We start from the raw sequence: 14,266 nt of genomic DNA, 5'->3' as shown, positions 1-14,266 counted from the left end.
CACCGGATGCGGCGAGGTGCGGTGGTCCCACGATCCGGCGGATGGTGTCTCGCCAATCGGACGAGCTGTCTCGGAATACCGACCCGGCATGACACTGTTGGCGTAGCAAAGCCACATTGTTGGCGTACCCGAACTGACGACCATCGGAGTCCCCGTGTCGCTGCCACCCCTGGTCGAGCCGGCTGCCGAGCTCACCGTCGACGAGGTCCGCAGGTACTCCCGCCACCTGATCATCCCCGATGTGGGCATGGCCGGGCAGAAGCGGCTGAAGAACGCCAAGGTGCTGTGTGTCGGCGCCGGCGGCCTCGGGTCCCCGGCGCTGATGTACCTGGCCGCGGCCGGTGTGGGCACGCTCGGCATCGTCGAGTTCGACACCGTCGACGAGTCGAATCTCCAGCGCCAGATCATCCACGGCCAGTCGGACATCGGCCGCTCCAAGGCCGAGTCGGCGCGTGACTCGGTCAAGGAGATCAACCCCTACGTCAACGTGATCCTCCACGAGGACCGCCTCGACAACTCCAACGTCATGGAGATCTTCTCCGGCTACGACCTGATCGTGGACGGCACCGACAACTTCGCCACCCGGTACCTGGTGAACGATGCCGCGGTGCTGCTGGGCAAGCCGTACGTGTGGGGCTCGATCTACCGCTTCGACGGCCAGGCCAGCGTCTTCTGGGCCGAGCACGGCCCCTGCTACCGCTGCCTGTACCCGGAGGCGCCGCCGGCGGGCATGGTCCCGTCCTGCGCCGAGGGCGGCGTGCTGGGCGTGCTCTGCGCGTCCATCGGCTCGATCCAGGTCACCGAGGCGATCAAGCTGCTCGCCGGTGTGGGCGAGCCGCTGGTCGGCCGTCTGATGATCTACGACGCCCTGGAGATGAACTACCGCCAGGTCAAGGTCCGCAAGGACCCGGACTGCGCGCTCTGCGGCGAGAACCCGACCGTCACCGGGCTGATCGACTACGAGGCCTTCTGCGGCGTCGTGTCGGAGGAGGCGCAGGCGGCCGCCGCCGGCTCCACCATCACCTCCAAGCAGCTCAAGCAGTGGCAGGACGACAAGGAGGACATCTACCTCGTCGACGTCCGCGAGCCCGGCGAGTACGAGATCGTCAACATCCCCGGCGCCGTCCTGATCCCGAAGAACGAGTTCCTGATGGGCAACGCCCTGGAGTCGCTCCCGCAGGACAAGAAGATCGTGCTGCACTGCAAGTCGGGTGCCCGCTCGGCCGAGGTGCTGGCCGTGCTGAAGTCCGCGGGCTTCGCCGACGCCGTCCACCTGGGCGGCGGCGTGCTCGGCTGGGTCAGCCAGGTCGAGCCGCACAAGCCGGTGTACTAGCCGCCGCAGCGAACCACGCGAAGGGCCGCCGACCTCACAGGTCGGCGGCCCTTCGCGGTCCCGGGCCGGGCCTCAGAGCGCGCCTTTGCGCTGGAGCACGTTGTAGGCGATCCAGCCCGGCGCCACGGGCAGCCAGAAGGTCAGCGCGCGGTACAGGAAGACGGCCGGGGTGGCGACCGCCGGCGGCACTCCGGCCACCGTCAGGGCGCCGATCAGGGCGAATTCCACCGGCCCGATGCCGCCCGGCGTGGGGATGGCGGACCCGGCCGCGTTGGCGGTCAGGAAGACGACGGCCACCGCCGAGAAGCTGATCGCCCCGCCGAAGGCGTGCACCGAGGCGTCCAGGCAGGCGGTGAAGCTCAGGGTGAGCAGCAGGATGCCGCCGAAGCCGGTGAGCAGCTTGGTCGGCGTCTGCATCAGGTCGAGCATCCGCGGCACCACACCGAAGAACAGCGAGCGCACCCTGGTCACCACGACCCGCCGCAGCGGTCCGACGGCCGCGACCACCAGGGCCAGGACCGCCGCCGTCAGCACCCCGATGATCACCGCGCGGGAGGCGCTGAGATCCCCGTTGGTCTGGCTGCCGGTGATCAGACCGAAGCTGAACAGCAGCAGCAGGTGCCCCGCCAGGCCTGCCAGCTGCGAGGCGCCGACGCTGGCCACCGCCTGCCCGGGCCGGATGCCGGCCTTCTGCAGGTAGCGGGTGTTGAGCGCGATGCCGCCGATCGCGGCCGGGGCCACCAGCTTCACGAAGGACCCGGCGACCTGGGCCGCGACGGTGCGCTTGAACGGCAGCCGCTCGGGGACGAAGCCGGTCAGGCTCATCGAGGCCGCGACGTAGCTGAAGGCCGCCGCCGCCAGGGCCGCCGCCGCCCAGGCCCAGTTCATCTGGGAGAGCTTGAGCTGCGCGGGCTTGATGGTGGTCAGCGCCAGGTAGGCGGCGAAGGTGAGCGCGATGACCATGATCAGGGTCTTCGGCTTGAGCCGTTCCAGCCTGGCCGGCGCCATCGGCGCCTCGGGCGCGATCTGCAGGATCTGCCCGCGGATCTTGCTGAGCAGGTCCTCGCCGGCCGCCGCGATGTCCTCCTCGGCCTGCTGCTGGGTGCGCTCGCCGGCGGCGACCTGCTCCAGCGCCCGGGCCTGGGCCGCGGCCTTGCGCTCCTTGGTGAGCTTCCTGAGGTCGATCCTGGTGGAGCGGCTCATGCCGACCGGCTGGAGCAGCGGCAGCGCGGCCGCGACCCGCTCGGCGCCGAGGACGGCGTTGGCCACGCTCACCGCGCGCTCGGGGCCGACCCGCAGCGCGAAGGTGGTCAGCAGCTGGGCCACGTCGATCCGCAGGGTCAGGTCACCGGCCGCGATGTCGCCGCCGGAGAGGTTGACCAGGCAGGCCGACTTCTCGTCCACCACCAGCAGGGATTCGCCGGTGAGCCGGCGGTGCGCGATCCGGCGCTCGTGCAGGGCCGCCACGGACTCCCAGAGCGAGGCCATCACCTGGTCGGTGATCTCCTCGTCGTCCAGGTCGTCCAGCGGCCGGCCCTCGACGTTCTCGTAGACCAGGATCGCGGCGTCCGGGCCGAGCTCGGAGGTGGCCACCAGCTGCGGGGCGCGGGCGCCGGAGGCGGCGGCCGCGTACGCGATCAGCGCCTCCTGTTCCAGGGCCTGGCGCAGCGACTGCGGGCTGCGCCGGACGGCCACCGAGCGCAGCCGCAGCCGCCGCCAGGCCCGGTAGAAGAAGCCGGAGGCCTGCTGCTCGCGGTCGACGATGTGGACGTCCAGCGGCGGGCCGCTCTGCTGGACGACGTAGTAGCGGCGGGTGCCGCCGGGTGCGTCGGGGGCGCGGTGTGCGCTGGCCGGGGTGAAGCCGACCTTGCGCAGGCCGATCATCAGGTGCTGTCCGGTGGGCCGGATGTTCGGCGAGCCGATGGCGTACAGCGTGCCGTACGCGACGGACCAGCCGATCAGGACGGTCAGCAGCAGGGAGAGCGGGGTGGTGTAGCCGCTGATGAGCTCGGTGGTACCGCTGAGAATCACCACCACCCACAGGGCGACCCGCCAGCGTGGTCGGCTCGACATGCCGACGGCCGTCATATAGGCGATGACGGGTGCGAGGTAGCCGTGCACCGGGTCGGTGAGGGTGCCGTTGCTGCCCGTCGGGAGTCTGGTCAGGGCATCCCTGATGTGCTCCGAGGCGCCCTCGGCGACCCACCAGTCGATGCCGAGCGAGACCCCGTAGGCGAGGACGGAGGCGAGGACGCCGTCGGCGACCCGCAGGCCGTCGCGTTTGATCAGACGCTCGACGGCGAAGGCGAGCGGGACGGCGAGGACGGCGATGCTGGAGACCAGTCCGGCGATGGTGGACAGGACGGGGGAGATCCGCTGGGCGTTGGCGGCGATGTCCTTCTCGATGCCGCTGGTGGTCGAGGTGGCGACGTTGGCGAGGACGAACAGCGCGATGATGCCCAGCAGCCCGGCCAGGAACCGGATCAGGTCGGACGGGCGGTGGGCGCGGGCGGCGAGCAGCGGCTCGTCGACGTCGAGGTGGGTGGCGTCGTCCAGCGGGTCGGGCAGCACGCCGCCCGGCGTCGGCTGGGCGGGCACCGGCGGCCGGTGGTCGGAGGGGCGGTCGGCGGCCGGTCGCGGCCCGGTGGGCCGGCCGGTGCCGGGCTCCGCGGTGGGGTGCTCCGGGGCCGGCTGTTCCCGGGCCGGGGTATCGACGGCCGAGGTATCGACGGCCGCGGGCTCGACGGTCGTGGGCTCGGGGGTCTTGATCGTCCGGTCCTTGATCAGGGAGACTTCCGGCAACGCGTCCGGTTCACTGCCGGGACCTGCGGACATGTCGTCGGCGGACTCGTCGGGGGACTCCCCGGAGTCCTCGTCCACGCCCACGTCTGCCGTCCCGGTCATCTGGTCTTGTCCTCGTATCACCACTCACCGCCCCGAAGATGGTGGCATGCCGTGGCGTTCCGTGCTGGACAGGGGGCGCATCGGGCGCGGCGGATCGGCCGGACGAGGCCCGCGAATCGCCCGGATGCGGAAGAATGCCGCAGGTGACGGACAGTGGGAACGACCGGGCGCTGCCTCCCTTCGCCGAACTGGTGCTCGACCTGACCGAGCTCATTCCACCCGGCCGGGTGATGACCTACGGGGACGTCGCCGAGTACCTCGGTCAGGGCGGCCCCCGGCAGGTCGGCCGGGTGATGGCACTGTACGGCGCGGCGGTGCCGTGGTGGCGGGTGATCCGCGCCGACGGCGCGTTGCTCCCCGGCCACGAGCAGCGTGCCCTTGGTCACTACCGCGAGGAGGGCACCCCGCTGCGCGGCACCGGCGGCCGGGGCCCGGCCCGGGGTTCGAAGGCGGCCGAGGACCTGCCCAGGGTGGACCTGAAGCTGGCCCGCTGGGACGGCCTCCCGGCCCACCCCTGACGGCGGGGCGCACCCCCGGGGCCGGCGCGCCCCCACCTTCGCCGAACCGGGTGCGTGGCGGAGGTTGACGGGGCAGGATCGTAGGCTCGATACGGACGGGCCCCCGCGGGCCCGTCCCGCTGTTGCCCGAAGTTCGACCCCAGGACGTTCGTGACCTCCCCCTACCGCTTGGTGCGCAGCCCGCTCGCGCTACCCGCCCCGCCCGTGCTGGACCCGTACCAGCAGGCCGTGGTGGAGCATGCCGGCGGCCCGCTGCTGGTGCTCGCGGGGCCCGGCACGGGCAAGACCACCACGCTGGTCGAGGCGGTGGCCCGGCGGATCGAGCAGGGCACCGACCCCGAACGCATCCTGGTGCTGACCTTCAGCCGCAAGGCCGCGATGGAGCTGCGCGACCGGATGTCCGCCCGGGTCGGCGCCACCGGCGCGGCCCCGCAGGCCACTACCTTCCACTCCTTCTGCTACGCGCTGCTGCGCGCCCACCAGGACCCGCAGGAGTACGCCGAGCCGCTGCGGCTGCTCTCCGGCCCCGAGCAGGACGTCATGGTCCGCGAGCTGCTGGCCGGCGACGCCGAGGACGCCCGGCTGGGCATAGGCCGGATCAGCTGGCCGCTCGACCTGCGCGCCTGCCTCACCACCCGCGGCTTCGCCGACGAGGTACGCGCCGTGCTGGCCCGCAGCCGCGAGCTCGGCCTCGGCGAGGAGGAGCTGCGGCGCTTCGCCGACGGCGTCCGGCGCCCGGACTGGGCGGCCGCCGCCCACTTCCTCGCCGACTACCTGGACGTCCTGGACCTGCGCGGCGTGCTCGACTACGCCGAGTTGGTGCACCGCGCGGTGCTGCTCGCCGAGCGCCCCGAGGTGGGGGAGAAGCTGCGCGGGCGGTACGAGGTGGTCTTCGTCGACGAGTACCAGGACACCGATCCCTCGCAGGTCCGGCTGCTCCAGCAGCTGGCGGGCGGCGGGCGTGACCTGGTCGCGGTCGGTGACCCGGACCAGTCGATCTACGCGTTCCGGGGCGCCGACATCAACGGCATCCTCGACTTCCCGCAGGCCTTCCGGCAGGCGGACGGCAGCCCGGCGGACGTCCGGGTGCTGCGGGTCTCGCGCCGCTCCGGCGCGGTGCTGCTCGCCGCCTCGCGGGAAGTCGCCCGCCGGATGCCGATGGGGCGGCTGCCCGCCGACAAGCTCGCCCAGCACCGCGCGCTGCTGCCGTCCAGGGAGGGCGGGCGGGTCGAGGTCTACACCTACCCGACGCCCGGTACCGAGCTGGACAGCATCGCGGACCTGCTGCGCCGCGCGCACCTGGAGGACGGGGTGCCGTGGGGAGAGATGGCGGTGCTGGTCCGGGCCGGCGCCCGGTCCATCCCGGGGGTGCGGCGGGCGCTGAGCGCGGCGGGCGTCCCGCTGGAGATCGACGGTGACGACCTGCCGCTGCGCGAGGAGCCCGCGGTGGCGCAGTTGCTGCTCGCCCTGCGGGTCTGTGCCGAGCAGGCCGCCCTCGACCGAACCGGCCGCCCCCCGGCGTTCGCGCCCGCGCCCCGGCCGGGCCCCGGCGCGGCCGCCGGCGCGCCGGTGGAGAGCCTCGCGGGTGACGGTGACGGCGACCGCGACAGCGATAACCGGGCCGAGGCCGAGGCGGGGGCCCGGGTCGCCGTGGCCACGGCCGACCGCACGGCCGACCCCGCCGCCGTCCCCTTCGTACCGGCGGCCCGTACCGGCGGCGACGAGGAGGCGGAGGCCGCTGCTCCCGCACCCGTCCCGCACCAGAAGTCGGCCCCGCCGACCTCCCACTCCGACCCGCTCACCGCCGAGGTGGCGCACGCGCTGCTGACCGGGCCGTTGGGCGGGATGGACGGCTCGGACCTGCGGCGGCTCGGGCGCGTGCTGCGGGAGGAGGAGCGGCAGGCGCTGCGCGAGGCGCAGCTGCCGGCGGCCGCCGTCCGGCCCGCGCAGGAGCTGATCCGGGAGGCGCTGGCCGAGCCCGAGCGGCTGGTCGCGATGGACCCCGGGTACGCGCGCAGGGCCCGTGACCTCGGCGTACTGCTGCGCAAGGTCCGCGAGCTGCTGGCCGGCGGCGGCACCGCGGAGGAGGCGCTCTGGGCGCTCTGGGACGGCAGCCAGCGCTGGCGCGAGCGGCTGGAGCGGTCCGCGCTGCGCGGCGGCGCGGCCGGCCGCAACGCCGACCGGGACCTGGACGCGCTCTGCGCGCTGTTCGAGACCGCCGCCCGCGCCGAGGAGCAGGTGACCGGCCACCGCAGCGCGCTCGACCTGCTCGCCGAGGTCGAGGCACAGGACATCGCCGCCGACACCCTGACCGTGCGCGCCGTCCGCCCCGAGGCCGTCCGGCTGATGACCGCGCACCGCTCCAAGGGGCTGGAGTGGCGGGTCGTGGTGGTGGCGGGCGTCCAGGACGGCCTCTGGCCGGACCTGCGCCGCCGCGGTTCGCTGCTGGAGGCCGACCGGATCGGCCGCGACGGTCTCGCCGAGCCGCTCTCGCCCGCCGCGCTGCTCGGTGAGGAGCGCCGGCTCTTCTACGTCGCCGCGACCCGGGCCAAGGAGCGCCTGATCGTCACCGCCGTCAAGGCGCCGGCCGAGGACGGCGACGAGCCCTCCCGTTTCCTGCGCGAGCTGTACCGCGAGGAGCTGGACCCGCGTACGGGCAAGGTGCTGCGCCGCACCCCGCAGGTCGCCGTCGAGGACGTCACCCACCGGCCGCGCCGCCCGCTGTCCGTGCCCGCGCTGGTCGCGGAGCTGCGCGCGGTCACCGTCGACCCGCGCCGCTCGCCCGAGCTGCGCCGGGCCGCCGCCGAGCGGCTCGCCGTGCTGGCCGGCGCCGCCGACGAGGACGGCGTCCCGCTGGTGCCGGCCGCGCACCCGGACCGCTGGTGGGGCCTGGACGACGCGACGGCGGCGTCCGAGCCGCTGCGCCGGCCCGAGCTGCCGGTGGGCCTGTCCGGCAGCGGGCTGGAGCAGCTGGAGAACTGCTCGCTGCAGTGGTTCCTGGACAAGGAGGTCAAGGCGCGTACCACCAGCTCCGCGGCGCAGGGCTTCGGCAACGTGGTGCACGCGCTGGCCGACGAGGTCGGCTCCGGCCGCACGCCCGCGGACCTGGCCGTGCTGATGGAGCGCCTGGACACCGTCTGGGACGCGCTCGCCTTCGACGCGCCCTGGAAGTCCAAGCAGGAGAAGACCGAGGCCCGGGCCGCCCTGGAGCGCTTCCTGAACTGGCACGTCCTGGACCGCGGGCGCAGCACCGTCGCCACCGAGCACGGCTTCGACGTCACGCTGGACGTGGGCGGCATCGCGGTGCAGATCAGGGGCTCGATGGACAGGGTGGAGCAGGACGCCGCGGGCCGGGCGTACGTGGTCGACTTCAAGACCGGCAAGAACCTCCCCGCCGACTCCTCGCTGCCCGAGCACCGCCAGCTCGCCGTCTACCAGCTGGCCGTCCGCGCGGGTGCGCTGAACGAGCTGCCGGCCTTCGAGGGCGTCGCCCCGCAGCCGGGCGGCGCCGAGCTGGTGCAGCTGCGCAAGCCCGACAAGGCCGCGCCGGACGGGCCCAAGGTGCAGCAGCAGGCGCCGGCGCAGAGCGAGCCGTGGATCGAGAACCTGCTCGCCGACGTGGCCGGCAAGGTGATCGCCGAACGGTTCGTCCCCGGGCCGGGCACCGGCTGCGACCGCTGCTCGTTCCGCCGCAGCTGCTCCGCGCAGCGCGACGGCGCGCAGCTCATCGACTAGGGGTGCTCCTCGGCGGGCCGTGGTTGTCGGTGGCTCCGGTTAGCGTTGTCGGCGTGAACGCCGTGCTCAGCCACCCCGACCAGCTCAAGGAGCTGCTCGGCATCCCCTTCAACCGGGAGCAGATGCTCGCCATCGGCGCCCCGCTGGAGCCGGCCGTGATCGTCGCGGGCGCCGGGTCGGGCAAGACGACGGTGATGGCGGCCCGGGTGGTCTGGCTGGTCGGGTCCGGCGCGGTCCGGCCGGAGGAGGTGCTCGGGCTGACCTTCACCAACAAGGCGGCCGGCGAGCTCGCCGAGCGGGTGCGGTCGGCCCTGTTCAGCGCCCGGATCGTCGACCCGCAGGACGTCGAGGCGATCGGCGAGCCGGAGATCTCCACCTACCACGCCTTCGCCGGGCGGCTGCTCAAGGAGCACGGCCTGCGGATCGGCATCGAGCCGGACGTGCGGCTGCTCGCCGACGCGACCAGGTTCCAGCTGGCTGCCAAGGTGCTGCGCTCGGCCCGCGGACCCTTCCCCGGGCTGACCGGGACGTTCTCCGCACTGGTCGCCGACCTGATCGCGCTCGACGGCGAGCTGGCCGAGCACCTGGTCGAGCCCGAGGCGCTGCGCGGGTACGACGGCGAACTGCTCGACACCCTCGCCACCGTGCGGCTCACCAACGAGGAGCTGCGCGGTGTCCCGGTGGCGGCGCGGGCCCGGCAGGAGCTGCTGCACCTGGTCGAGGAGTACCGCCGGCGCAAGCGGGCCGCCGGGCTGATGGACTTCGGGGACCAGATCGCCGCCGCCGCCCGGCTCGCCCAGCAGCGTCCCGAGGTGGGCGAGCTGCTGCGCGGCCAGTTCAAGGTGGTGCTGCTGGACGAGTACCAGGACACCTCGGTCGCCCAGCGGCTGATGCTGGCCGGACTCTTCGGCAGCGGCCCGGGCGCGCCCGGGCACCCGGTGACGGCCGTCGGCGACCCGTGTCAGGCGATCTACGGCTGGCGCGGGGCCTCGGTGGCCAATCTGGACGACTTCCCGGTGCACTTCCCGCGGCGCGACGGCGCCCCGGCCGCCCGCTACTCGCTGAGCGAGAACCGCCGCAGCGGCGGCCGGCTGCTGGCATTCGCCAACGACCTCGCCGCGGGCCTGCGGCAGATGCACGAGGGTGTCGAGGCACTGCGCCCGGCGCCGGGCGCCGAGCTGGACGGCTTCGTCCGGGCGGCGCTGCTGCCCACCCACGCCGAGGAGGTCGCCTGGCTGGCCGACTCCATCGCGCACCTGGTGCGCACCGGCACCGCGCCGGGGCGGATCGCCGTGCTCTGCCGGGGCGGCGCGGCCTTCCCCGACATCCATGCCGCGCTGGTCGCCCGGGAGGTGCCGGTCGAGGTGGTGGGCCTGGGCGGGCTGCTCCAGCTGCCCGAGGTCGCCGACCTGGTCGCCGTCTGCGAGGTGCTCCAGGACCCGACGGCCAACGCCGCCCTGGTGCGGCTGCTGATCGGCCCGCGCTGGCGGATCGGCCCGCGGGACTTGGCGCTGCTCGGGCGCCGTGCCGCCGAGCTGGTGCGCACCGCCCGCCCGGAGGGGCTGGAGCCACTGGCCGCGGCCGTCGCGGGGACGGACCCGACCGAGGTGGTCTCGCTCGCCGACGCGCTGGAGACCTTCCTGGACGCCGAGCAGCCCGACGAGCTGCCGTTCTCCCCCGAGGCCAGGGTCCGCTTCGCCCGCCTCGCCCGCGAGATCCGCGAGCTGCGCCGGGCCCTCGCCGAGCCGCTGATGGACGTGCTGCACCGGGTGCTCGCCGTCACCGGTCTGGAGGTCGAGCTGTCCGCCTCCCCGCTCGCGCTGGCCGCCCGCCGGCGGGAGACGCTGCACGGCTTCCTGGACGTCGCCGCGGGCTTCGCCGACCTCGACGGTGATCCGGGCCTCTCGGCGTTCCTGGCGTTCCTGCACGCCGCCGAGGAGTACGAGCGCGGCCTGGACAACAGCCTGCCCGGCGGCGAGGACACCGTGAAGGTGCTCACCGCGCACAAGTCCAAGGGCCTGGAATGGGACGTGGTCGCCGTCCCGGGCCTGGTCAAGGGCGCCTTCCCGTCCACCACCTCGCGCGAGCGCTGGACGAGCACCAAGAAGGTGCTGCCGCACGCGCTGCGTGGGGACGGCGCGACCCTGCCCGACGTGCACGGCCAGTGGACGGGTAAGGGGATGAAGGCCTTCAAGGAGGCGATGACGGCGCACTCCGCGACGGAGGAGCTGCGCCTGGGCTATGTCGCGTTCACCCGCCCGCGCTCGCTGCTGCTGGCCTCCGGCCACTGGTGGGGGCCGAGCCAGAAGCGCCCCCGCGGCCCGTCCGACTTCCTGCTGCGGCTGCGGGCGCACTGCGAGCGGCCCGGCAACGGCGAGATCGAGCAGTGGGCCGAGCAGCCGGTCGAAGACGCGAAGAACCCGGCGCTGGCCGTGTCGCTGGAGCTGCCCTGGCCGCTGCCGCTGGACGGCGCCGCCCAGTCGGCCCGCCGCCGGGTCGCCGAGGTGGTGCGGCGCAGGCTCGCCGGGCAGCCGGCGCCGGAGCCGGAGCGGATGGCGGCGGAGGACCAGCGCCAGGCCGACTCCTGGGACCGCGACCTGGGCGCGCTGCTGGGCGAGCTGGAGCGTTCCCGCCGGACGGTGCGCGAGGTGCCGCTGCCCCCGGCGCTCTCCGCCACCCAGCTGATGCGCCTGGCCGCCGATCCGGACGGCTTCGCCCGGGACCTCGCCCGCCCGATGCCCAGGCCGCCGCAGCCCGCCGCCCGCCGGGGCACCCGCTTCCACGCCTGGGTGCAGGCCAGGATCGAGCCGCTGATGCTGATCGAGCCCGGTGCGCTGCCGGGCATGGACGACGAGGGGATCGAGGACGAGCGGGACTTGGAGCGGCTCAAGGACGCCTTCCTGCGAACGCCGTACGCGAACCGGACGCCGTACCGGGTCGAGGCGCCGTTCCAACTGGTGCTGGCGGGCCGGGTGGTGCGCGGCCGGATCGACGCGGTCTACCGTGAGCGTGACGGCGTGTCAGGGCGGGGCCAGGTGTCACGCTACGAAGTGGTGGACTGGAAGACCAACCGGGAGGAGACGGCGGACCCGCTCCAGCTCGCCGTGTACCGGGTGGCCTGGGCCGAACAGTTGGGGCTGCCGCTGGACCAGGTCACGGCTTCCTTCCTGTATGTGCGCAGTGGCCGGATCGAACAACCGTCAGGACTTCCTGACCGAAAAGAGTTGGAACGGCTCCTGATCGGGAAGAGTGAAGAATGAGTCACGGAGAGCATTCAACTCATCACTGGATCAAGTGAAACCTGTGCGCTGCGCACGTTTCGCGCCTATTGTGGGGTCGGTAACCGGTCACCCCCGTACTCCGGCCGCCAGCAAGGCCCGTAGTGCCTGACCCTCAGTCATCGCCGCAGGTGCCCCCGTGTGGTGCACCGGCATCTTCTGCTGGAGAGACCGAAGTTGAGCGCGACCGGATGGATCAGAGAGCGGTTCGCCGGGCCGATCCCGGGGGCCGACGCAGGTGTGGCCGGGCCGCAGGGCACGTGGCCGAGGACGGCGCTCGGGCTGCCGTTCATCGGCATGGCGCTCATTGTCGCCCTGGACTACTTCAGCAACACCGAGGTGACGGTCGAACCGGCTCTCACCGCCGTTCCCGCGCTGGCCGCCGTGGTCAGCCGCCGTACCTGGTACCCACTGGCGATCGGGCTGTGCACCGAGGCCGTCGCCTTCGTGATGGCGGGCTACAGCGACTCGCTGGGTGAGTCCGTGCACAGCGCCACCGTGTTCGCGATCGTGCTGGTCGCCGCGATCAGCTGGGTCAGCGCGACCCTGCGGCTGCGTCAGGAGAAGGCGCTGGCCGACGCCGAGCTGGTCGCCTCGATCGCCCGCCGGGTGCTGCTGCGGCCGGTCCCCGACCGGGTCGGCAGCGTCCGGGCGGCCGTCCACTACGCCGCGGCCGCCGCGCACGCCCGGATCGGCGGAGACCTCTACGAGGTGGTCAACACCCGGCACGGCGTGCGCGCGGTGGTCGGCGACGTCCGGGGCAAGGGGCTGAACGCCGTCGAGACGGCGGCCGCCGTGCTCGGCGCCTTCCGCGAGGCCGCGCACCAGGAGCCGGCGCTGGACCGGGTGGCCGGCTGGCTGGCCGTCAGCCTGGACCGCGCACTGCACGAGAACGACCACCCCGGTGTGGAGGAGGAGTTCGTCACCCTGGTGCTGATCGGGGTGGCCGCCGACGGCAGCGCCGAGATCGTCAACTGCGGCCACCCCTCGCCGCTGCTGCTGCGCGAGGGCGACGGGGGCGGTGTGCGGGCGCTGGAGCTGACCGAGACGGTGCCGCCGCTCGGTGTGCTCGACCCGGCCGACGTCCGCCCGCCGGTGCAGCGGGTGGCGCTGCGACCCGGTGACCGGGTGCTGCTCTTCACCGACGGTGTGATCGAGGCCCGGGACCGCGCCGGCACCTTCTACCCGCTGGTCGAGCGGCTGCCGCTGTGCGCGCGCGGCGGCGACCCGGTGGTGGTGCTGGACCGGCTGCACGAGGACGTGGTGCGCCATGTCGGCCGGCAGCTGGGCGATGACGCCGCAATGCTCCTGCTGCACTACGATCCGCTGGCCGGCGGCCCCCAGCTGCCGCACCAGAACGGCCGGCTCGCCCGCCGCCCGTGAGCCCGCCGCCGGTGACCGTGGCGTCGGTGGCCGCTCCGTCGGTGACCGTGCATGGCCGCGCCCGTCGGTCAGAGGCTGACCTCCACCACCAGCGGGCGGTGGTCGGAGACCCCGGCGCGCGGCGCCCTGGCCGGGCCGACGGCCGAGCGCGGGACGCCGATCGCCAGCACGTGGTCGAACTGCACCGCCGGGCGGTGCGAGGGGTAGGTGGGGGTGCGCGCCAGGTCGTACCAGCCCTGGAGGCGCGCCCTCGGCTCCCGTACCCGCCGCCGCCGCGGCTCCAGCTGTACGGCCCTGGTCCGCCGGGCGGCGCGCAGCTCGCGCACCCGCTCGCGCGGGTTCGAGCGCTCCAGCGCGGTGGCCCCGCCCAGGACCGTCCGCGGCACCGCGCCGACCAGGTTGAAGTCGCCCAGCACCAGGTAGGGCTGCGGCAGGTCGGAGATCCAGCGCCGGATGCCGGCGAGCTGCGCCATGTTCCAGCCCGGCACGAAGGACAGGTGCGCGGCGACCACCGTGAACGGCCCGCGGTCGCCTTGCAGGACGGCGGCCAGCGCCGCCCGGGGCTCGTCCGGCACCGGGGTCAGCCCGCGCCGCCCGGCCACCCGCAGCGGCAGCCCGAACGGCGCCGGGGCGAAGCGGCGGGCCCTCCAGTGCAGGACGGGCAGCCGGGTGAGCAGTGCCGTGCCGTACGAGGGCAGGTCGGTGGCGGTGGCGACCTCGGCCGGGCCGTACACCTGGAGCCCGGTGACGGACGGCTCGGGCAGCCAGCCGGCGACCGGGGCCGGGCGGCCGTGCAGGGCGGCGGCGAAGCGCCAGTCCGCCGCGCCCATCGCCTTGGCGGCGACGGCGGCCTGGTCGACCCGGCCGGAGCGGTCCTGGTGGCGGTCGACCTCCTGGATGGCCAGCACGTCGGCGTCCAGCGCGGCGACCGCCTCGGTGAGCGGGTCGCCGGCCTCGGCCGGGAACGGCAGCGGGCTGCCGTCCGGGGCCAGGGGCTGACCGTGCAACAGGTTGAAGGTGGCGATGCGCAGCTGGCTCACACCGCATGACGGTACCCGGTCCGCGGGCCGGGGCGGGCCGGGCGGCGCCCGCGCCCGGCGGCTCGGTGCGCATGA

At 74.2% G+C, this 14,266-nt stretch carries 7 protein-coding genes; 5 read left to right on the top strand and 2 right to left on the bottom strand.

Annotation, left to right across the window (positions count from 1 at the left end):
* Positions 1 to 154: 154 nt before the first annotated feature.
* Positions 155 to 1,333 (top strand): adenylyltransferase/sulfurtransferase MoeZ, encoded by a 1,179-nt coding sequence (moeZ, locus tag ACIBH3_RS00955; protein WP_396309692.1) that lies wholly within the window; start codon positions 155 to 157, stop codon positions 1,331 to 1,333.
* A gap of 72 nt (positions 1,334 to 1,405) precedes the next feature.
* On the opposite strand, the gene ACIBH3_RS00950 is transcribed toward moeZ, so the two are convergent.
* Positions 1,406 to 4,237, bottom strand: coding sequence for a flippase-like domain-containing protein (locus ACIBH3_RS00950; RefSeq protein WP_396309691.1), 2,832 nt, complete (start codon positions 4,235 to 4,237; stop codon positions 1,406 to 1,408).
* 134 nt (positions 4,238 to 4,371) lie between these two features.
* On the opposite strand from ACIBH3_RS00950, the gene ACIBH3_RS00945 reads away from it, so the two are divergent.
* The 4 genes from ACIBH3_RS00945 to ACIBH3_RS00930 all read left to right on the top strand — a co-directional run bounded on the left by ACIBH3_RS00945 (position 4,372) and on the right by ACIBH3_RS00930 (position 13,151).
* A complete protein-coding gene (locus ACIBH3_RS00945; protein WP_396309690.1) occupies positions 4,372 to 4,755 on the top strand; it encodes an MGMT family protein in 384 nt (127 codons plus the stop codon).
* 150 nt (positions 4,756 to 4,905) lie between these two features.
* Positions 4,906 to 8,490, top strand: coding sequence for an ATP-dependent helicase (locus ACIBH3_RS00940; RefSeq protein WP_396309689.1), 3,585 nt, complete (start codon positions 4,906 to 4,908; stop codon positions 8,488 to 8,490).
* A gap of 53 nt (positions 8,491 to 8,543) precedes the next feature.
* The gene (locus tag ACIBH3_RS00935) at positions 8,544 to 11,750 is read left to right on the top strand and encodes a UvrD-helicase domain-containing protein (RefSeq protein ID WP_396309688.1); all 3,207 of its coding nucleotides are present in this window, start codon (positions 8,544 to 8,546) and stop codon (positions 11,748 to 11,750) included.
* 195 nt (positions 11,751 to 11,945) lie between these two features.
* Positions 11,946 to 13,151, top strand: a complete 1,206-nt coding sequence (locus ACIBH3_RS00930; protein ID WP_396309687.1) for a PP2C family protein-serine/threonine phosphatase — start codon at positions 11,946 to 11,948, stop codon at positions 13,149 to 13,151.
* Between the two features lie 68 nt (positions 13,152 to 13,219).
* Here ACIBH3_RS00930 and ACIBH3_RS00925 read toward each other — a convergent pair whose 3' ends face one another.
* Positions 13,220 to 14,191 carry an endonuclease/exonuclease/phosphatase family protein gene (locus tag ACIBH3_RS00925; protein WP_396309686.1) on the bottom strand — a complete coding sequence of 324 codons (972 nt, stop codon included), beginning with the start codon at positions 14,189 to 14,191 and terminating at the stop codon, positions 13,220 to 13,222.
* Between the last annotated feature and the right edge of the window lie 75 nt (positions 14,192 to 14,266).

It is taken from the genome of Kitasatospora sp. NPDC050543, assembly GCF_044457565.1.
Lineage (GTDB): Bacteria > Actinomycetota > Actinomycetes > Streptomycetales > Streptomycetaceae > Kitasatospora.
Note: the sequence above shows the minus strand (reverse complement) of the source record. Positions and strands in the feature narration are given on the sequence as shown.

Bases quoted from the DNA above. Each gene is read 5' to 3' on its own strand.
- ACIBH3_RS00950 (WP_396309691.1), bottom strand. From the start codon at position 4,237: ATGACCGGGACGGCAGACGTGGGCGTGGACGAGGACTCCGGGGAGTCC.
- ACIBH3_RS00945 (WP_396309690.1), top strand. From the start codon at position 4,372: ATGCCGCAGGTGACGGACAGTGGGAACGACCGGGCGCTGCCTCCCTTC.